The sequence below is a fragment of the Gardnerella sp. 26-12 genome (genome assembly GCF_001660745.1).
In the GTDB taxonomy this organism is placed as follows: Bacteria; Actinomycetota; Actinomycetes; order Actinomycetales; family Bifidobacteriaceae; genus Bifidobacterium; species Bifidobacterium swidsinskii.
This window is the reverse complement of the sequence record NZ_LWSR01000003.1, coordinates 1,892-22,890: the sequence shown is the minus strand read 5'-3', so window position 1 is coordinate 22,890 and position 20,999 is coordinate 1,892. Positions and strand designations below refer to the sequence as shown.

Genomic DNA, 20,999 nt, shown 5'->3' with positions numbered 1-20,999 from the left:
TAATTGCCCAACCTAGTAATGTAATGCTAGTATCTGAAATTTTCCTCAATATTTRTTTTATTTTTTNATTACTCCTTGCCACAATGTAGTACTTTGCAATTTGCCATTAATAATATTCTGAAAATGTCGATCTTGCTCGCGCACACTTTTAGATCCGAGTTGAAGAGCATCTTCATAAGCTGCAGTATGGTAATGCAAATCATGAGTTAAAGTTCCTTCTTCTGGAACGTCATTAACGAATATTCCGTCATTATCGAATTTTTTAGTCGAATATTGTTTGCCAGAAAAACGCGTGACTCCAGGAGGTAAAGAACACTTAGATTCTTTAACATGAATTGCATGACCGTGAATAGTCACCCAATTATTTCTACGAGGATTCTCTTTGCCATCTAAAGAAGGCACAATCTCATCGTCCATCTCAATACTAGTAACCCAAGTTTTCTTAGGAATTGGATGATTTGCAATAGGAGATCCAGCAGTAACAACATGCTGTATGTTGTATTGCTTAGCGTAATCGCTTGCAATGCTTGCTGCAACAATACCTCCTTGAGAATGTCCTACTAAAGCAACAGGCTCGTTAGATTTAATTCCAGAACGTTTCATAGCTTCTACAACCATTCGAGTGCTATCAGCTTGTTTTCTAACTAAAGAACTATGACTCATTACTTCTGCGTTTTGTGCCCAACCAAAAGGAGAGTGTGCTTTACCGTCAGTTCCTGGAATTATTACTAACCATGACGAACTGCCATCGCTGCGCCTAAAACGTTGAATTGCAATAGTAGCAGCATCTGGATTAACAAGTGGTGGACTAACGCCCAAATTTTCGCTTCCAAGTTCCGTTAAATTTTCTAAAGTTTCAAGCAGATTACGTCCAGGTCTAGCAAGAACAGATCCAGGTTTTCTCCACATCTCATTTACTTTAGTGAGAAGTAAATTATTACCTTGCTTTCGATCATTAATAGGCGCGCTTACGAAGCTAAGAGCACTAGAAATAAATGGAATAGCTTGTGATAAATATTTTTGAGCATTGGATAAAAAGTTTAGTGAGGTTTCACGCTCTTTTTTATTTATGGGGCCTTTCGCATTTCCGGCAATAAATATTGGCAAACTTGTAATAGGATTTAAAATAAGGTGCTGCGATAAACCTCGAATAATTCCTTGTTGTATATTCTTAGTTGCGTAGGACCATCTAGCAAGATTTTGGAAACCTGAATGATTTTTATTATCTTGATTAACGGCGAGACCTGCGGACAATAAAACATGTAAAGCAAAAATAGGGTTTGCAAGAGCCAAGAAAGAAATTTTATTGTCTAACTCGTCTTTTGCACGAAATTCTGCATCTTCATACAAATTATTTGCTCTTGCAATAAGAAAAGCAAGATTTTCTAAATTTTGAGACATTAAATAACATTTATGAGCATATTCATGACATATGCTTTCAGTTAAAAATGATTGCGAAGAATCATGAATATATGCTCCTGATTCTTTTTGTATACCATAATTTTGACCGGCAATAACCATCGCTGCATTAAGCCATAAATTTTTTAGCGTAAGTAATTCTTTAGCAATATTATTGAGTTTTCTGGAAAAACTAATATACGCTTCTCTATCAGCAACGCTAAGCGTCATTCCACCTACAACAGAGGACTTAACTTTCCAAGACATACTATATTCCTCCGCGAATGTTATATAACGCATACGCTTGTGCAGAAATATTTTTCATACTATGACGAAAATGTTCGGCTGCAAGCCCTTGCCAATCTTCTAATTCAGTCGCTGCGGATTCTGCCATAACGCAGCGAGCGCACTCTTGAGTGCGTTGTATAAGCCATTGCCATTCGTAATATGTGTGCATAATCGTTATTACACACGTTTATTAATGAAAAGTCACTAAAAAATATTCAATGTGGTTAAAAGGTTATTAATGCTTATTGCTTCGCTTATAGATAATCGTTGAAGATTTAATTACCAAGGCTTATTGCTGCTTTCATCAGTTTTAGTACGTTTTTCTGTCTTTTCTAAACCTTGCTGGTCTTCTTGATTCTGTGAAGATTGAGAATCCACATGATCGTTCTGTTTTAGCAAGTTTTCAACTTTATTGCGCTGAGCATTGCTCAATTGAGGCTTAGACGAATCTGACTGCTTTTTATCTTTAGAAGAATTGTTAGAATTATCGTTTTTAAAATGATTGTTATGCTTTTTCGGTTTCTGTTGCTTATTAGTATTGTTTTGATTCTGCTTTAATTTTTCTGTTAACTTTCGTGATAATTCAGCATTTTTGTCAATACTATTTCGAAGTTGAGGAAGCAGTATCATTTCTTGAGATTTAGCATCATCAAATTGCGCATCAGTTTGCTGTTGCTGAGTTAAAAGCACATTCTTGTCGCTATCGATACTCTTAGCAGATTTTATGTTAGAAATAAGGCTATCCGTAGCAGTATTATACGCGTATTGTGCTCTCCAATTTACGATAGCAAAATACGCTACGAATATCGCAATAATCAAGAACAAGAATGTAACAATGCGAATAATTATGCGACTAGATATGTGCTTCATACTAATTTCCTTGAAGTTATAAACCACGACATTAATTCCCAAATTAAAAGTATCGACGCAAATATTGCAAACGGCCAAATAATTGGTTCAGGTCTCAAACGAGGTTTTGCTGTCTCGTTCATTCTCCATTGGTGTGAGAGAATTGGTTTTGCTTCGTCTCCAAATGTTACGTTTAAAGATGAGCGCATATACTTGCCGCTAAGTTCATCGGCAATATTTCGTAAGTTCTTTTCATCGAGCTTTGAAATGCCAGGATTTCCTGTAGCCGGATCAATAACCCATTGATTAGAGGTATTGTCTTCGCTGTAGTCGTCAAGTTGCAGCTGTGTTTTTTCCAAAGGTATTTTAGCTCCTTTAGATGAACCTATTCCAATAACAAATGCGTTAGTAATATAAGCTCTGAGCGATGAAAATGTGCGGCGCTTTCGTTGAGTAGTTTCCTCACCGTCGCTTAAAATATACAAAACTGTTGTATCATCTGGATGAGCATCATGTATAGTTTTTGCAGTAAGCAAAGTTTGATCTATAGGAGCGTCAAGACTAGTTCCAGTAGCTACGCTAGTTGGCTCAGTTCGTAGAGTATTTATCCAATTGTCAACTGCTCTAGCATCAGGCGTTAATGGGACATCAACAGACGTAGAAGCACCAAAAGAAATAGCAGCAAAACTTGAGTTAGCATAGGATTTTGTTATTTGATGAATAATATTCCTTGCTGCTTCAATACGCTCAATCTTACTATTTCTTGCATAATCAGCGTCTTTTGCTCTCATTGAACCTGTTATATCTAGAGCAATAATCACGTTTGTTGCATTTACTGCTCTTTGTAAAGTTGAACGCATAATACTTGGAGATAGCACGCAAATTATTAGCATTATACATATGCCAATACGTCTTAATCTCATGCAAAAAGTTTCATCACTTGATTCAGGTTTCCTGCGTATAGGCACAATTTCAAAAAACATTGCTGCCAACAAAACCAATATTGCAATAATCGCAATAATCCAACCATATGATGGAGAAAAAACCAACTGACCTGCTTGAGAAGTGTCAGAAGCTTCAATTTTAGCGTGTGCAAACAGTAGGGTAGTAGCAGAAAATAGTGTTGTTGTCATCGCTTCATCCTCTTTGCAATAGCTAGCCAAATCACAACGCTAAACACAGTAAACAAAACCCAAAGACCAGGATCGTCACTAAATGCAGACTGAGCAGCGCCTTGAGGAATTGCTGTATGTCTTTTTTCAATTTCTTTTACTAAATTAATAACGGAATCAGAATTGCGTTGAGACAGGAAAATTCCACCATGAGATTCAATAAGCTGTTTCATTTCTAATGTAGTGTCATCATTCTCATTCTGTTTTGCGCCAGAATATAACCCATCGACAGTAATTTTAGCCTGCTTTGTTAAATCTAAAGCTTGCTTTAATGAGTAAGTTTGTTTTCCAGAAACAACATTATCTGTAGCAAGAACAATAGAAGAACTTCTATTAAAACGGCTTTGTATTTTATGGTTATTATGAGCAGAACCATAAATAAAACCTGGAAGCATTGCTGCGCAACTAACTAAACCGTCTCCAATAAGCGATGTTGCGTTTTTGCGATTTTGAGTTCCTTCAAGCCAGTCAGAAATTTCTTGATATTGACGTTGTTGTAAACGATTAATGCGACTTTGCGATTGAACTCCGCCAAGCAAATTTGCAGCATATTGCAATTGTTTTTTAGCCAATCGATAGTCGTCAGTCAGTGGAAAAACTGTCCTAGATGTGGAGTTAAAAATGCTCAATCCAATGCGTTCACCCTGAAAATGCTCAATAAAATTAAGATACGCTTGAATTACTTCGCGATCATATGGTAGAGCAGAACCTGAAACGTCTAAGCATAAAACAATGTCTCTAGAACTAACTTGCTCGTTCGCATTAAACACTCGTGCTGGCCTGGAAGCAACAGCAAGCGCACTGCACAAAGATACTACCAATGCAGCCGTAGCAAACCTTCTAAACATTCGCCACATATACCATGAATGACTAGTAGTAGTTCCTTGTAGATCATTGTCAAAAGTAAAAGTATAGAATTTTCGCGTAATATTACTAGTTTGACTCTTATACTTCTTTTTTAAAATATTGCTACGAATGGAATCTAAAATTAGTAAGACAGCAAAAATTGCTACAGAAACAACAACGCCTGCAACAAAAAGCAATGGCCATTGCCATCTCCATGGCCATATGTATCCCCAAACATTATTACTCATCAACGTTTGTCCTTCGTTTGCCAGCCTTCAAGCAATACTAAAACCCATTCAGCAGCCTGCTCAACAGTAGTATTTCGCGCTTGCTCGTTTGCTTTGCGATCAGCAAATTCTGGAGGATACAAAGCAGATATTGTTTGGCGTAACATATCAGCACCTTTTTTATTGCGCCATTTCAAGCGCAAAGAAGCCAATTCTCCCAAAGTGTGAGTTTGAATATCTTCACCGCTCATCTTCGAAATATAAGATCTAGCAATAGACGCCAATTTTGCACAAGCCTGATCTTTAGTAAGTTCATTGTTATGATACTTCTCAACAATCGCATCAATATCTTTACGCCAAGCTTGTTTGTTTACATTATGAACGTGAACTGCTTCTGTAGAATTGCTACTTTCAGCTAATTTCTTTGGCTTTTTAAAAGAAAAATATAAAACCGCAAAAGCAATAAAGATAACAACAAGCGATGCGGAAAGTAGTATTAAAAAAAGCGTTTCATCATGTAAAGGCTTTTGAATATCTTCCAGGCTCATTCTATTCAACCTCCTTGCTAAATGAGTCAGCAAGATAATTTGTACGGCTCACTTTTTGCGCAGAAATATGGAAAACTTCTTCACTTGAAGAACCATGAATTATTGAAGATTGAACACCAAGCAGCATATCGTATAAAGCGTTTATTCTAATATTTCTACGAGCTTCAACTTCATTTTTATTTGATTCTTTTTTCAAAAACGCCGGTACTTTACGTAAAGTAATTCCATCAAATATTTGCAAATCAATTGCAGAATCAAAAGGATTAATAGGAGAAATAACAATAACAACAAGCTTATGGTTTTGCGTAATTTTGCGCAAAGATTCAGCGTTATGAGCTTGTAATGCATACTCATCAGTTATTAAAACTACCAGACCATTATTGTCAATATTTTTTAGTAGCGAAGTAAGCAACGCATCAATATCTCTGGTATTTTTACGAGTATTAAGCAACGTATAATCTAGATTTCGCTCAAAATCAGAAAAGTTGCTAGCAGCATGAACATTGATAACATTTTTTCCATCTGCACACAACAACGAAACAGCATCATGACGTTTTAAACTCAAAGACGCAAAAAAGCATGCAGAATTAGACGCAACTTCATACAGAGATTCTCCAGAAACACAAGTTCCATTCATATTTATGCTTGTATCTAAAGCAATCCAAGTATGAGAAGACGAAGTACGCTCTCTAGAAGACACCATAGGCTGTCCAGTTCGAGCGCTCGCAGACCAGTTCATCATGCGAGCTTCATCTCCTGGCTGCCATGCGTGTATGTCAATAACATCACCTGTGCCAAAACGCCTGTGCGAAGGATGGTCTCCCTCTAATAAGCCTAAAGCTTTACGCGCAATAGGCAAATCAATTCGCTGATCCAAAAGCTCAATTTTGCGACGCACGGCTTTAGCAGGTTCAGATAATACTAACCGCTTCGTACGCATCATGGCACAGGAACCGTCTTAACTAATGCATCAATTACTTGATCTGTAGTAATAGAATCAGCTAAAGCTTCAAAAGTTAAAAGTATGCGATGCCTTAACACTTCATGCGCAAACAATTTAATATCTTCAGGTATCACATAATCGCGTCCAGAAAGTAAAGCGTGAGCTTGAGCAATACGAATAAGTGCAATTGATGCACGCGGGCTAGCTCCCATACGAACCAATGAATTAATCGTAGGAAGTGGATGCGTACCTTCACCGCGAGAAGTGGCAACAAGATCAACTACATACTTCATAACTGCTTCAGAAACGTGTATATGACGCGCTGCAGTACGCATAAAAACAACATCTTGCAAACTTATGCGTTGAGTATTTAGCTTTGAAGGATCAACGACATCCGATCCTCGTTGAGTAAGTAATTGCAGCATACGAACTTCCTCGTCAGGATTAGGGTAAGTCATAACTGCTTTTACCATAAAACGATCCATCTGGGCTTCTGGAAGATTAAATGTTCCTTCTTCCTCAATTGGATTTTGCGTAGCAATAACCATAAATGGTTGAGGCAGAGGAATTCTTTCGCCTCCAATAGTTGTTGCTCCTTCTGCCATAGCTTCAAGCATTGCAGATTGAGTTTTTGCATTTGAGCGATTAATCTCATCCAACAAAATAACATTTGCATGGATAGGACCAATTTGCGTAATAAAACGTTGGGAAGCAAAATCAAAAACTTGAGTACCAACTAAATCTGCTGGCATTAAATCCGGAGTACACTGCACACGACGGAAACTACCTGACATAGCTGTTGCAAGAGTTTGAGCAGCAGTAGTTTTTGCGAGACCTGGTACTGATTCAATAAGAATGTGTCCGCCTGCAATAAGAGTAAGAATAAGAGACTCTCGTAAAGCGTCTTGACCGACTAAAGTTTGTGCAAAACGCGCGCGCAAAATATTTGCAATTTGCTGACAACGACGTATGTCATCACTCGAAATAGTTGCAGTGACTTGCGCACTTGCATTAGAAACAGCAGACGGTTGAGGTACAGCTGATCCAATGCCAAGCTTAGAAGCAATTGAAGTTTTATCGGTTAACGGTTTCTTCTGTGGTTGCGGTGGAAATAATGCCATAAGAGACATTTTAACCGATATGCAGTACTGACATRKYSWMARATGNGYATWWKWRWYRKCTTTATAAGATAATTTGCAATATTTAAGACAATTAGATTTCTTGAGWATCTAGGGACCAATTAATTGGCGAAACTCCCATATTAATTAAGGCCTGATTAGCTCTTGAAAATGGATGCGATCCAAAGAATCCTCGCATTGCAGAAAGAGGGCTTGGGTGCGCTGAAGTAATGAGAGTTGCATTCGTCAGCAAAGGAGCCAAACTTTGCGCATTACGACCCCATAAAATAGCTACAAGCGGCAATGGATTACCATTGCAATCAGTTCTATTGTTTAATGCTCGAATAGCTGCATCGGTTACAGGCTCCCAACCTTTTCCTTGGTGGCTATTTGCCTTACCGGCCTCAACAGTTAAACATCTGTTAAGAAGCATCACACCCTGCCTGGTCCACGGTGTTAGATCTCCACTTTTTGGAGTTTCTACACCTAAATCGTTTACTAATTCTTTATAAATGTTTATGAGACTTTTTGGCAGTGGGCGCACTTTTGCAGCTGTGCAAAAACTTAAGCCTACTGGATGGCCCGGCGTTGGATATGGATCCTGGCCAACAATTAAAACTTTAATGCTTTTTAGTGGAATAGAAAAAGCACGCAAAATGTTGTGGCTAGCAGGAAGAATATGATGTCCGCTTTCTATCTGCTCTCGCAAAAATACTCCCATTGCGCGTATTTGTGGCTCAACTGGCTTTAATGCTTCAGCCCAATCAGGATCCATTAGCTCGTTTAAAGGTTTAATATTTTGAGGATTCATATTGCTACTGTATGTCAAGGCATACCATAAAAGGAAATCAATCAAATTTTCTAAATTTGTGCTTTGTGCTAAGCATTAGATAGTATAGATTCATTATTGTTTAAATGATTTTATAAGGAGTGCAATTATGGCGCGAAATAATCAGAACGTGTCGTATACGCCTGATGCTTTTGATGAGCCACCAGAGGGACCGATTGGAGTTCATCGTGGAAATCCTGCGTGGTATGCCGTAATACTTCCTTATTTTGTTGCATTAATTGTTGCAGCGGTTGTTGGTGTTTTGGTTTGGGCTATCGCTTCTGGCGAAATCTCACATCTTCCGTTGCCTTGGAATCATCAGCAACAATTATCTCAATCAGCATCGCCTTCTAAGACTTCTGAAAACAAAAAGTCGGTTAAAAGCGACGAAGATAAATCTTCTGAAGGCGAAGATGACGACGATAATAAATCTGAAGAAAATAAATCAGATAGGAAAGATGCTGGTGACTCTAAGGATAATTCAGCAAATGATTCTAAGACGCAAACTTCACTAGATAAATCAGTTGCTGTGAAAGTTCTTAACGCAACCAAGATAAGCGGTCATGCTGCTGCTGGCGCAGATAAGTTAAAGCAAGCGGGATACGCAAATGTGACAGCTGGAAATCCAACTGGTAAAGTCCCAGGCGAGTCTGTTGTTTGGTATAAAGACGATTCACAAAAAGCTGCAGCTGAAGATATTGCAAAGACTTTAGGTATTAGTGCTGTCGAAAATGAAAAACAAATCGTTTCTCCGATTGTAGTTGTGCTTTGCAAGTAATATTTTTAGCATAAAAATAACCGGTTAGAATTATTTTCTAACCGGTTTTTATGTATAAACGCCAAAAAAGTTGGCACTCGGGTACATAGAGTGCTAATCTTCAAATTAGCACTCAAGCCTTGAGAGTGATAATAAGCAGCTGACGGCTTATTACTCAAGATTGCAGTGAAAAGTTCATAAATAACGTATGTGGAGGAACTATGGCAAAGATTATTGCCTACCAGGAAGACGCCCGTCAGGGTATGCTCGCCGGTTTGGATAAGCTTGCAGACACTGTTAAAGTTACACTTGGTCCAAAGGGTCGCAACGTTGTATTAGATAAGACTTACGGTGCACCAACTATCACAAATGATGGCGTTTCTATCGCTAAAGAAATCGATCTTGAAGATCCATACGAGCGTATTGGCGCCGAACTTGTTAAGGAAGTAGCTAAGAAGACTGATGATGTTGCAGGCGACGGTACTACAACTGCTACTGTTTTGGCACAGTCTTTGGTGCATGAAGGTTTGAAGAATGTTGTTGCAGGAAGCAACCCAATCGCTCTTCGCCGTGGCATCGAAAAGGCTGCTGAAGCAATCGTCAAGGAATTGCTTGCTTCTGCAAAGGATGTTGAGACCAAGGAACAGATTGCTGCTACTGCTACGATTTCTGCAGCTGATCCTGAAGTTGGCGAAAAGATCGCTGAAGCTTTGGATAAGGTCGGTCAGGATGGTGTTGTCACAGTTGAAGACAACAACAAGTTTGGTCTTGACTTGGACTTCACTGAAGGTATGCGCTTTGATAAGGGCTATATTTCCCCTTACTTCGTCACTAACGCTGACGATCAAACTGCTGTTCTTGAAGATCCATACATTTTGCTCACTTCTGGCAAGGTTTCAAGCCAGCAGGATATTGTCCACATCGCTGAGCTTGTTATGAAGTCTGGCAAGCCATTGCTTATTATTGCTGAAGATGTTGATGGTGAAGCATTGCCAACACTTGTTTTGAACAAGATTCGTGGCACTTTCAACACTGTTGCTGTTAAGGCTCCAGGATTCGGCGATCGTCGTAAGGCTATGCTCCAAGATATGGCTATTTTGACCGGTGCACAGGTTGTTTCTGACGACCTTGGCTTAAAGCTCGATTCTATCGACGCTTCTGTGTTTGGTCACGCAGCTAAGGTTATTGTTTCTAAGGATGAAACAACTATCGTTTCTGGTGCTGGATCTAAGGAAGATGTTGATGCTCGCGTGGCTCAGATTCGCGCAGAAATCGAGAACACTGATTCCGATTACGATCGCGAAAAGCTTCAGGAGCGTCTTGCTAAGCTTGCTGGCGGCGTTGCTGTTATTAAGGTTGGCGCTGCTACTGAAGTTGAAGCTAAGGAGCGTAAGCATCGTATTGAAGATGCAGTTCGTAACGCTAAGGCTGCTATTGAGGAAGGTTTGCTTCCAGGCGGTGGCGTAGCTTTGGTTCAGGCTGCTGCAAAGATTGAAAAGTCTCAAGCAATCACAGAGCTTAAGGGCGAAGAAGCGACGGGTGCTGCAATCGTGTTCCGCGCTGTAGAAGCTCCAATCAAGCAGATTGCTCAGAACTCTGGCGTTTCTGGAGATGTTGTGCTCAACAAGGTGCGTGAGCTTCCAGAAGGCGAAGGCTTCAACGCTGCAACCAACACTTACGAAGATTTGATGGCTGCTGGCGTTACTGACCCAGTTAAGGTAACTCGTTCTGCTCTACAGAACGCTGCTTCTATTGCAGGTTTGTTCTTAACCACTGAAGCTGTGGTTGCTAACAAGCCAGAAAAACCAGCTGCAGCACCACAAGCTGGTGCCGACATGGGCTACTAAATTAAAAGTTGTAAAAATTTTATAGCTGAATAGCTCATAGTAAATGGCGGTATGCTCACAAATAAAGTATACCGCCATTTATATTTCATTAGATTATTCAGACTATTCAGCCCATTCCAAATAGGGAAGTAGCTTGAGCTTCCGCATCAAGATACACTCCTGACGCATGTTGCATAGCTTGCTGAATTGCTTCTAATGATTGTTCCATTTGTTGTTGCGCCGCTCGCCACTGCTGAGCGGTCGACGCAAATTGTGTAGCCGCCGATCCAGTCCACACGCTCTGCAATTGCTGTAAATTGGTATACATCCCGTTGACTGCATCTCTAATTGCACTAACCGAGGTTCCAACGGCTGCCGCAGCCTGCTGAATTTGCTCTGAATCAACTCGAAATTGTGCCATATTTCCCCTCCATTTGTTTTGCGTCTAAATAAACGCTTTTTATAAATTATTTTGCGAAACATTCCAAATAAATTAAGCAAAGATTTTTATAATGCTACTTTTACTTGTGTGATGTCACGCTATTATGAATATATGCCATCAAAAAACTACGAAAAAGATTTATGCACCAATGTGGTTAAAAGCTTAGCTTGCACGCGTATTGCAAATTTTAACTACCAGCATTCTCATTCAAAACTATTTTTAGCTAAACGCGTATTGCTTTTATTAATGGCATTTTTATTTAGTTTTTCTTTTATTCTTCCAACTCTTCCAATAAATTCGCTCATATTTTCACCTTTAAATAGAGTAAATACAATTAATGCATATGCTGAAAGTAATGAGCAAAATTCTGGAATAGTTGCAACAGACTCAATAACAGACACAGAAAATTTGCTTGGGGATTCTGTCAGTAAAGTTGCTGACATGATTGAGACAACAAAAAAGCGTACAGGAGTAAATGTTAGGCTCTTATATTTGTCTACTTTTGGAAATACAAAAAATCCATCAAAATGGGCTAGTGATTTGTTGATTAGTACGCTTCCAGCTAAAAATACTGTGCTGCTTACAGTAGCAACTCATGATGGAAGATTAGTTGTAGCTGTTTCGCCTAATTCCGATGAATGGCTCAAAAATAAAAATACTGTAGACTCGTTATCCGATGCAGCTTATAAGCCATTAGTAAGCACAACTGGAACGCATTGGGATCAATCTGCAATAATGATGATGAAACAAATAATGCGTGCAAAACGTACGTCAACAACTTCTTCTGCAAGTCTTATTTCTACAATTATTATGCTATTAATATTGTTGGCATTATTCTCAATAGTCGCGATTATTCTGTTTAGAAAGAATCGCATACAACGTCAAATACTTGCTGGTGTTAGAAAAGCTCGTAGAAGGCACGCTCGTCACAGGTAGACAAAAATATTCGATAACTTGTTTTATTTTCAGCAATTATTCAGGAAACATTCAGCTTGATAAGTGATGCTAATCAATATGAGTAAGAACGTTGAAGCATCTATTGTCGTGGTCGATGACGAGCCATCAATCCGTGAACTTTTGGTAGCATCTTTGCATTTTGCTGGGTTTGAAGTAGAAACTGCTGCATCCGGCTCAGAAGCTGTTGAAGTAATTGAACGAGTAAATCCAAATCTTATCGTTATGGATGTTATGCTCCCAGATATTGATGGTTTTACTGTTACGAGGCGTATTCGTCAAAATGGAATTAAAGTTCCTGTATTGTTCCTAACTGCAAGAGACGATACACAAGATAAAATTATGGGTCTAACCGTTGGTGGAGATGACTACGTTACAAAGCCATTCAGCTTGGAAGAAGTAGTGGCAAGAATACGAGCAATTCTTCGCAGAACACAAGAACCTGATGAAGAAACTCATATTATAAAAGTTGCGGATCTTGAGATTAACGAGGATTCTCATGACGTAACTCGATGCGGCGTGCCAATCGAACTTAGCCCAACTGAATACAAACTACTTCATTATCTTATGGACAATGAAGGTCGAGTTCTGTCAAAAAGCCAGATTTTGAATCACGTATGGCAGTACGATTGGGGCGGAGACGCAGCAATCGTTGAATCTTATATTTCTTATTTAAGAAAGAAGATTGATGGCATTGAAATTACTGATGATTCAGGAAAACAGCAAAAAGTAGTTCCTCTTATTGAAACTAAACGTGGCATCGGTTATATGATTCGAGAGCCTAAGGCAGGTCAAGCCTGATCATGCAATCTAGTAATAATAACTACAATAACGCTGAATCAACTATTAGCAACAGCACAAATAATAACTCTAAAGATGATTCAGATGTTAGAACTGCTGGAAAAAGTGTTGCGATAGAGCTAAGTGAAAATAACAAAAAAAACAAAAAGCCTCGTAAAACCTGCTGGCTACGTCGTCGCATAAATGCAATACCACTGAGTACGCGTTTAGTTGCATGTACTCTTGCTATTTTAACTGTAGCCGCTTTTTGCATATCACTATCAATTCAGCAGCTCGTAGGAAATTATTTGCTAGAAAAAACTGATGTACAATTAGCAAGTCAAGCGCAATTTGTTTATGACAATGTTGATTCATTGCGCATGAAAAACTCAAATCAATCTTCAGTAGGTCCAAATAATTACTTTATGCAAGTTAGAGATACGCATAATAAAATTATTTCTACTCCATTAATACCAATTAAAGGATCGGTTGTTTCSKKTCYYWAACTTCCTGCAGACGGTTTTGATAGTAAAAAAATTGTTACCCACAAGCCTTACACAGCACCTGCAATTGTCAAGGGGAATACTAATAAAGTCGATGCAATCACTAAAAAGGCTGCAACAGCTCCATGGAGAGTTTTAGTATTAACGTGGGGTCAAAAAAATAGCTATAATTCAGAGTTAAGTGTTAGCGGTTATGTCTATATTGCTTTATCTCTTAGCGATCAAATTGATACCGTTAGCACACTTACTCGTTACTGTATAATGGTGAGTATTGCAGTTATTTTGTTTGGAGCAGTATTTTCAGCAATTATTATTCAATCAGCTTTAAGACCGTTAAAACGAATTGAAAAAACAGCTTCAAAAATTGCTTCTGGAGATTTAAGCAAACGAGTTCCATCTGCTCCTGAAAATACTGAGGTTGGATCTTTAGCAGCTTCTCTTAACTCTATGCTTGCTCGTATTGAAAGAGGATTTAATGAGCAAGAAGATATGACAGAAAAAATGAAGCGATTCGTTTCAGATGCAAGTCATGAATTACGTACTCCATTAGCTGCAATTCATGGATATGCTGAGTTATATACAATGTGGCGCAACATGCCAGGAGAGCAGGAGAGAGCAGATGACTCTATTGCCCACATTAAGGCTTCTAGCGAGAGAATGACTGAACTAGTAGAAGATTTGCTTTCTTTGGCGCGTTTTGATGAGGGTCGTGGAATTAATATTTCACAGCAAGTTAGCTTATCTCCAATACTTTCTGACGCGGCTAATGATCTACATGCTCTTGATCCTGCTAGATCCGTTCAACAAGGCTATTTAACTATTTCGGATGAGTGGAAGCTTATGAGTTGCACAAATTGCGATTTTGAGCGTAAGCTCCAATTCCATGTTGGTACACTTCCAACTGTTACGCTACTCGGTGATGGTGCTAGATTACGCCAAGTAATGACAAATATCGTAGGAAATATTCATAGATACACCCCTGTTGATTCTCCTGTAGAAATTGCAGTAGGAGTTATGAAGGCGTCTATAACTCCAAATGAATTATCTAAATTACCTTCTGTAAAAGAATCACTGAAGGAGTTTTTGGAAGCAGCGGAAGTCAGCCAATCTACTGATACGGGTCATAAGTATGCTGTAATTCGAGTTGTTGACCATGGCCCTGGAGTTCCAGAAGAATCATTGTCTAGAATTTTTGAGCGTTTCTATATTGCTGACCCATCAAGAGCTAGAGAAAAAGGTGGAACTGGCTTGGGTATGGCAATTGCGCAATCTGTAGTAAAAGCGCATCATGGTTTTATTTGCGCAACTATATCTTCTCCATTAGAAGCATCGACCAATTCTAAAACTAATCTTGATGACACTATGGATGGGTCTGAGCAAATAGATGTTAAAGCTCATGGCCTAACTCTTACTGTAGTTCTGCCAGTTAATGAAATCGATGAGCCTTCTAAAATTGTTAACGATTAAAATATTGGCATTAGCAACACTTGCGTAGGTTAAAAAAATTTTATTGCCCGCGTGTATGCGCTACAATGTAATAAGGAAACAAGTAATAACAATATTTGGTACACTATCTATAAACCTATCGCATATGCTGATACTTTATGCCTTGTGCACTTCAGCGTGCGAAATGAGAATTATTTGGAGTGAGGTGTGTTATGCCCAATGGGCGCGTGCGTTGGTACGATACGCAGAAGGGGTACGGCTTTATTGTTGGAGATGATGGTAAGGATGTTTTCTTGCCAGCAGCAGCATTGCCAGTTACTGTAAAAACTTTACACAAGGGTACACGAGTTGAGTTTTCTGTAATTGAAGGTCGCAAAGGACCACAGGCTATGGGCTTGAATGTTATTGCAACAGCACCATCGCTTGTAAAGGCTACTCGTCCTAAAGCCGAAGATATGGCAGCTATTGTAGAAGATCTTATTAAGCTTCTTGATTCTGCTGGTAATGGTTTGCGTCGACGTCATTACCCATCAACTGTTGAAAGCAAAAAACTTGCTACATTGTTGCGTGCAGTGGCAGATAATTTTGACGTTCAGGAATAGTGTCTGGAATATTATTTATGACTGATGAAGTGATGGATCCACAAGAACTAGCTAGAAGTATAGCTGTGGAAACTTCAGAACGTACTGATGCAGTAGGAGATTTTGTATCTTCTATAGAGCTTGGCGACGGAGTTACAGACTTTCGTTTCGTAAGCAATTTAGTTGGGTATGAAGGCTGGCAGTGGTCAGTTACGTTGTATCATGATGAAGAAACGCAACGTTGGACCGTGAACGAATCAACGCTTGTTCCTACTGAAAATTCTTTGCTTTCACCACCATGGATTCCGTGGAAAGACCGCTTGAAACCAAGTGATTTTTCTGTAATGGACTCTATTGGCACATCTGAAGACGATTCTCGACTAGAAGATGGCTTCCGTCAAGTAAATAATATTGATGATAATAATTCTGAAAAGAATATAGAATCAGCAAATTCAGATGATTATTCTGAGTCTAAAACTGAAGATGACGCTAAAGCTAATACTAGCGAAGAAGATGCAGACACAAACGCAAACGCAGAAAAAGATATTAATCAAAATCAAGAATCTTGCGATGCAAATAATGATTTTGACGAAGATCTTGAAGAAGCTGTTTCAACGCTAAGACTGTCTCGCAGACGAGTAATGACTGCGGAAGCAATTTCGCAAACAGCTAAACGCTGGTACGCAGGTCAACATGGCCCAAAGTCGTTATCTACAAAAATTGCCGATGGCAAAGCATGTTCATCATGCGGATTCCTCATTCCTCTAGCTGGAAGTTTAGGCTCTATGTTTGGCGTATGCGCAAACATGTGGAGCCCAGACGATGGGCGAGTTGTATCGCTTGATCATGCTTGTGGTGAGCATTCTGACATTGAACCACCTGAGCCATCGCAGCTTTGGATTCAATCTGAACCTGCATACGACGATTATCATATTGACATTTTGCAACAAGCTCCACGAGATGAGCGAGCAGACGTTGAGCTTATTGAGGAAGCAATCGAAGACAGTAAGATGCATCGTCGTAAGCGCAGAAAATTAGATTCAAAATTGCGCAACAAAAAAGAAGCCTCAACAGACAAAGATGAACAAAATAATTTATCTGAATCTGATTTAATAGACAATTCAACTATTGACGAAAAATCATATGAAAATAATGATGACAMAMWTCGCGAAATTGAAGTTGAAAATCAAACTGAAAAAATTGAAGAGACTGTAGCTAATGAATCTGAAAAATTTGAAAAATCCCAAAAAGATACAGATTATCCTGATTCTTCAGAAGTAAACTTAGTAGACGAAAATTCTGTTACAGAAGAAATACCGTTAACAGGAAAAGTGGAAGAGTCACAAGAATCTGAAGACACTTCAAAAACTAGAGCATCCACATCAATGCGATTATATAAAAGAAAATCTCGCAGACAACATAAGTAATTATGCAAGAAACGAGAATATGAATATTTAGGTTCATCATTCATGATTATTGTGATGCTATGGAATGCTGTACGAATGAATAAATATATACGACGCTTCGCGTCATGGCGACTCGTTACCATGGAATGAAGGAAAAGAACGGAAGGCAGTTATGTTTGAACGGTTCACTGATCGCGCACGACGCGTGATTGTGCTAGCTCAGGAAGAGGCTCGCTCACTTCAGCACAATTATATTGGTACTGAGCATATTTTGCTCGGGCTTATTCGCGAAGGTGAGGGCATTGCCGCGAAAGCGTTAAGCTCAAAAGGTGTAGGCCTAGAAGGCACTCGCAAACAGGTTGAAGAGATGATCGGCAAAGGCACTGTTTCGCCTGCTGGTCATATTCCTTTTACGCCTCACGCTAAGCAAGTGCTTGAACTGAGTTTGCGCGAAGCTCTTCAGCTTGGTCACAGTTATATTGGTACTGAGCATATTTTGCTAGGGCTTATACGCGAAGGCGAAGGTGTGGGCACGCAAGTACTTATAAAGATGGAAGTTGATCTTGGAGACTTGCGAAGCACTACTGTTGATTTAATTCGTGGAGATAATGCTCCTAATGGTAGCGAGAAGGGCGAGTTAGCTAATGCTGGAAGTGTGCAAGATAAGCGAAATCAATCCGGCTCTGCTCTTCTTGATCAATTTGGACGCAATTTAACATTTGAAGCGCAAGAAGGAAAGCTTGATCCTGTTATAGGTCGTTCTGAAGAAATTGAACGCGTTATGGTTGTACTTAGCCGACGCACGAAGAATAATCCTGTGCTTATTGGAGAGCCTGGAGTTGGTAAGACTGCAGTTGTAGAAGGTCTCGCACAGAAAATCGTTGAAGGCGATGTGCCGGAAACGTTAAAAAATAAGCAAGTTTATTCTCTAGACTTAGGTTCAATGATTGCAGGATCTCGCTACCGTGGCGATTTCGAAGAGCGCTTGAAAAAAGTGCTTAAAGAAATTAAAACACGCGGCGATATTGTGCTTTTTATTGATGAGATTCACACTATTGTTGGAGCAGGTTCTGCTGATGGAGCTCTTGGTGCATCCGATATGCTTAAACCAATGCTTGCGCGTGGAGAGCTACAGACAATTGGTGCTACTACTACTGACGAGTATCGCAAGTATATTGAAAAAGATGCTGCTTTGGAGCGTCGTTTCCAGCCGATTCAAGTTCCAGAACCTACAATTGCTGAAACTATCGAGATTCTTAAAGGATTGCGTTCTCGCTACGAAAATCACCATCATGTAACTATTACCGATGGAGCTTTACAGTCTTCTGCTGAGCTTTCTGATCGTTACATTCAAGATCGTCACCTTCCAGATAAGGCTATTGATCTTATTGATGAAGCTGGTGCGCGCTTGCGTATTAAGCGCTTGACTCAGCCGCCTGAGCTCAAAGAATTAAACCATAAGATTGCTAAGATTTCCGAAAAGAAAGATGAAGCAATCAAGCAGCAAGATTTTGAAGAAGCTGCCAATCTTCGCGACGATCAAGAAAAGCTTGAGAATGAAGCTGCAGAGAAGGAAAAGGCTTGGCGCGAAGGCGAGTCTAACGTCAAGATGGTTGTTGATGAAGACATGATTGCTTCCGTTGTTTCAAGCACTACAGGCATTCCTGTAGTAAAGCTTACTCAAGCGGAATCACAGAAGCTTCTTCAAATGGAATCTGAACTTCACAAGCGTATTGTTGGTCAAGATGAAGCTGTGTCTGCTTTAGCTCGCTCGATTCGTCGTGCTCGAGTTGGTTTGAAGGATCCTAAACGTCCTTCTGGATCGTTTATTTTTGCTGGTCCTACTGGAGTTGGTAAAACTGAGCTTGCCAAGGCGCTTGCAAACTTCTTGTTTGATGACGATAATGCCTTAATCAGAGTTGACATGTCAGAGTTTGCAGAAAAGTATGCTGCGTCTAGGCTTTTCGGTGCTCCTCCTGGATATGTTGGATATGAAGAAGGTGGCGAGCTTACTGAAAAAGTTCGCAGAAAGCCATTCTCTGTGGTGCTTTTCGACGAGATTGAAAAAGCTCATCCAGATATTTTCAACACGCTTTTGCAGGTACTCGATGACGGTCACTTAACAGACGGTCAGGGTAGAAAAGTGGACTTCAAGAATACGATTATTATTCTTACCACCAATCTTGGTACTCGCGATATTGCGAAGGCTGCAAACACTGGCTTTACACTTGGAAATAACGCTGATTCCACGTATCAGCGCATGAAAGATCAGGTTAATTCTGAGCTTAAGCGTCATTTCCGTCCAGAGTTCTTAAACCGTTTGGACGACACTATTGTGTTCCGTCAGCTTACGGAGCCAGAAGTTCGTCAAATTGTTGACATGGACGTGAAGTTGCTTAACGACAGGCTGTTTGATCGTCACATGTCTCTAGAAATTACGGATGCCGCTAAGAATTTGCTTGCACAGAAAGGCTTCGATCCTTTGCTTGGTGCACGTCCGTTGCGTCGCGTAATTCAGCGAGATATTGAGGATACTATTTCTGAAAAGATTTTGCTTGGTGAACTTTCTGACGGCGAACACATTAAGGTGGATGCTGAAGGCGAAGGATTGCTGGGGGAGTTCACAATTAAAGGCGAAAAGTTTGAGACAATAGACACAACTGCTGCTGTTGCTACTGAAGAAAATAAGTCTGAAGAAAATAAATCTGAGGATAATAAGTCTGAAGATAGCGCAGCTAAAGAAGATAGCAATAAGAATAAGTAAAGTTACACAATAACTAACTGAATACACTAAAAGCCCGGCGCGTAAACTCGTCGGGCTTTTTGTTTGAATAAATTYTRTNNNMWCKTATAMAYWWCYTAGCAGTTATGTCAGACGCAGTGCACATTACATTAGCAGAAGTTCCAGTTGCGCTCTTATGAGACACTTCTTTGCCATCAACAGTAATTGAACATTCAACTTTGTAATTGTCTGGCGTTGGATTATCAACGTCTATTTTTGGCGATGCCATGATTGTCCAATCCTTTTGAGCATCCTTGCCAGTAAAGACTTTCTCCCAAACACCATTATTTGTGCTTTCATTGCTGTTAGAACCAGAAACTAATAAGTTAATATCAGTTGGAGCAGTGCCCTTAACTTGAATCTTCATCTCTTTAGCATTCTCATTGGCAATACCTTTTGCCATATTGTCTAGCTTTTTACTTGCTTTATCTAAGCCAGACTTAGCTTTATCTATAGAAGCACTAAAACTTGCTTGCATAGATAAAGTAATTACTATTGAAAGGATACCTAGAACAAGACCAGCGATTACCATTCCATGACCACGCTTGTGTCCTTTTTTACCAGTTGATTTCCAAGAGCATCCAGCAAAAACTATTGCTAGAACTCCCAACACTATGCACAAATTGTTAATAATTGGAACTACAGAAAATACAATGCTAATAATACCCAATACAAGCGCAGATATTCCAAGCCCACTCAAATGCTTGTTATTGTTATCATTATTCACTGGAGGCATTTCCATATTCTCCCCATTCATCTTTCTTCCTTTCTTAATTCGATTTGAAAATTATGCAAAATTAGAGTCAGCCCCAAAATTTGCATACAGCACAATAAAGTTTATTCACTTAAAAAAAAAGCAATATTTTTTTCGAACTATGTGGATAAAAGGTTCAGTTACGAGTTTCACAATTCAACTGCGTATTGTTTCAGAAGAATGAATATGCTAGAAGGTCACACAAAACTTGTGACCCTCTGCTAACAGCAATCAACACTTCTTAATATAAATCCTGACTTGTAGAAACTACAGATTTGTTTTTAGTTTTGTGGGTTTGTTTATATTAAATTCATTCCTTAGTCATGTGAATATAGGATTTGAAGAGAATTTCTAGGCGCTCGTCGTTATTAGTGCAAGGCTTTGTAGCACCAAAAGCAACATCTACTATTTTATCTAGCTCGTCATGAGCTTTGCGCAAATCTGTTGGCATGTATGTTTGGTCTAGTTTCTTAACTCTTGTGTGCAATGAAACTTTTCCTTTTGTACTCTGAAACTATTGCTTTCTGTGCTATATATCCCAACACTCACC

19 protein-coding genes are annotated in these 20,999 nt (G+C 39.4%); 8 read left to right on the top strand and 11 right to left on the bottom strand.

Going from position 1 to position 20,999, the window contains the following annotated elements; translation table 11 throughout:
- Window positions 1-57: 57 nt before the first annotated feature.
- The 9 genes from A5295_RS00480 to A5295_RS00440 all read right to left on the bottom strand — a co-directional run bounded on the left by A5295_RS00480 (window position 58) and on the right by A5295_RS00440 (window position 8,200).
- Window positions 58-1,665 (bottom strand): hypothetical protein, encoded by a 1,608-nt coding sequence (locus A5295_RS00480; RefSeq protein WP_064621431.1) that lies wholly within the window; start codon window positions 1,663-1,665, stop codon window positions 58-60.
- Between the two features lies 1 nt (window position 1,666).
- Window positions 1,667-1,855 carry a hypothetical protein gene (locus A5295_RS00475; protein WP_041160494.1) on the bottom strand — a complete coding sequence of 63 codons (189 nt, stop codon included), beginning with the start codon at window positions 1,853-1,855 and terminating at the stop codon, window positions 1,667-1,669.
- A 110-nt stretch (window positions 1,856-1,965) separates the two neighbouring features.
- Complete coding sequence (locus tag A5295_RS00470) at window positions 1,966-2,556, bottom strand: DUF6466 family protein (protein ID WP_064621430.1); 591 nt, start codon at window positions 2,554-2,556, stop codon at window positions 1,966-1,968.
- Complete coding sequence (locus A5295_RS00465) at window positions 2,553-3,668, bottom strand: VWA domain-containing protein (RefSeq protein ID WP_064621429.1); 1,116 nt, start codon at window positions 3,666-3,668, stop codon at window positions 2,553-2,555. Before A5295_RS00465 ends, A5295_RS00470 begins: the two co-directional genes overlap by 4 nt.
- Window positions 3,665-4,801: a VWA domain-containing protein gene (locus A5295_RS00460; RefSeq protein ID WP_064621428.1), complete on the bottom strand. Its 1,137-nt coding sequence runs from the start codon at window positions 4,799-4,801 to the stop codon at window positions 3,665-3,667. The genes A5295_RS00465 and A5295_RS00460 overlap by 4 nt, the downstream gene beginning before the upstream one ends.
- Window positions 4,801-5,328, bottom strand: coding sequence for a hypothetical protein (locus A5295_RS00455; RefSeq protein WP_004106752.1), 528 nt, complete (start codon window positions 5,326-5,328; stop codon window positions 4,801-4,803). Before A5295_RS00455 ends, A5295_RS00460 begins: the two co-directional genes overlap by 1 nt.
- Before the next feature lies 1 nt (window position 5,329).
- The gene (locus tag A5295_RS00450; protein ID WP_064621427.1) at window positions 5,330-6,271 is read right to left on the bottom strand and encodes a DUF58 domain-containing protein; all 942 of its coding nucleotides are present in this window, start codon (window positions 6,269-6,271) and stop codon (window positions 5,330-5,332) included.
- Window positions 6,268-7,401 (bottom strand): MoxR family ATPase, encoded by a 1,134-nt coding sequence (locus A5295_RS00445; protein WP_102704486.1) that lies wholly within the window; start codon window positions 7,399-7,401, stop codon window positions 6,268-6,270. Before A5295_RS00445 ends, A5295_RS00450 begins: the two co-directional genes overlap by 4 nt.
- Before the next feature lie 82 nt (window positions 7,402-7,483).
- Window positions 7,484-8,200 (bottom strand): uracil-DNA glycosylase, encoded by a 717-nt coding sequence (locus tag A5295_RS00440; protein ID WP_064621426.1) that lies wholly within the window; start codon window positions 8,198-8,200, stop codon window positions 7,484-7,486.
- A gap of 127 nt (window positions 8,201-8,327) precedes the next feature.
- On the opposite strand from A5295_RS00440, the gene A5295_RS00435 reads away from it, so the two are divergent.
- Both A5295_RS00435 and groL read left to right on the top strand, forming a co-directional pair.
- On the top strand, window positions 8,328-8,996 hold the full coding sequence (locus A5295_RS00435; protein ID WP_064621425.1) for a LytR C-terminal domain-containing protein: 669 nt from the start codon (window positions 8,328-8,330) through the stop codon (window positions 8,994-8,996).
- 200 nt (window positions 8,997-9,196) lie between these two features.
- Complete coding sequence (gene groL / locus A5295_RS00430; protein WP_012914136.1) at window positions 9,197-10,822, top strand: chaperonin GroEL; 1,626 nt, start codon at window positions 9,197-9,199, stop codon at window positions 10,820-10,822.
- 106 nt (window positions 10,823-10,928) lie between these two features.
- Here the strand turns inward: groL and A5295_RS00425 are convergent, their stop codons facing one another.
- Window positions 10,929-11,222 carry a WXG100 family type VII secretion target gene (locus A5295_RS00425; protein ID WP_004111519.1) on the bottom strand — a complete coding sequence of 98 codons (294 nt, stop codon included), beginning with the start codon at window positions 11,220-11,222 and terminating at the stop codon, window positions 10,929-10,931.
- Window positions 11,223-11,273: 51 nt separating this feature from the next.
- On the opposite strand from A5295_RS00425, the gene A5295_RS00420 reads away from it, so the two are divergent.
- The 6 genes from A5295_RS00420 to A5295_RS00395 all read left to right on the top strand — a co-directional run bounded on the left by A5295_RS00420 (window position 11,274) and on the right by A5295_RS00395 (window position 19,677).
- Complete coding sequence (locus tag A5295_RS00420) at window positions 11,274-12,179, top strand: hypothetical protein (protein WP_082915432.1); 906 nt, start codon at window positions 11,274-11,276, stop codon at window positions 12,177-12,179.
- Between the two features lie 78 nt (window positions 12,180-12,257).
- Entirely contained in the window at window positions 12,258-12,998 is a 741-nt protein-coding gene (locus A5295_RS00415) for a response regulator transcription factor (RefSeq protein ID WP_004111521.1), read from the top strand.
- A 2-nt stretch (window positions 12,999-13,000) separates the two neighbouring features.
- Entirely contained in the window at window positions 13,001-14,947 is a 1,947-nt protein-coding gene (locus A5295_RS00410) for a cell wall metabolism sensor histidine kinase WalK (protein ID WP_064621423.1), read from the top strand.
- 191 nt (window positions 14,948-15,138) lie between these two features.
- The gene (locus A5295_RS00405) at window positions 15,139-15,528 is read left to right on the top strand and encodes a cold-shock protein (RefSeq protein ID WP_064621422.1); all 390 of its coding nucleotides are present in this window, start codon (window positions 15,139-15,141) and stop codon (window positions 15,526-15,528) included.
- Window positions 15,529-15,545: 17 nt separating this feature from the next.
- A complete protein-coding gene (locus A5295_RS00400) occupies window positions 15,546-16,934 on the top strand; it encodes a DUF3027 domain-containing protein (protein ID WP_064621421.1) in 1,389 nt (462 codons plus the stop codon).
- Between the two features lie 151 nt (window positions 16,935-17,085).
- On the top strand, window positions 17,086-19,677 hold the full coding sequence (locus tag A5295_RS00395; RefSeq protein ID WP_064621420.1) for an ATP-dependent Clp protease ATP-binding subunit: 2,592 nt from the start codon (window positions 17,086-17,088) through the stop codon (window positions 19,675-19,677).
- A gap of 1,082 nt (window positions 19,678-20,759) precedes the next feature.
- On the opposite strand, the gene A5295_RS00385 is transcribed toward A5295_RS00395, so the two are convergent.
- Entirely contained in the window at window positions 20,760-20,900 is a 141-nt protein-coding gene (locus A5295_RS00385; protein WP_064621419.1) for a type IIL restriction-modification enzyme MmeI, read from the bottom strand.
- Between the last annotated feature and the right edge of the window lie 99 nt (window positions 20,901-20,999).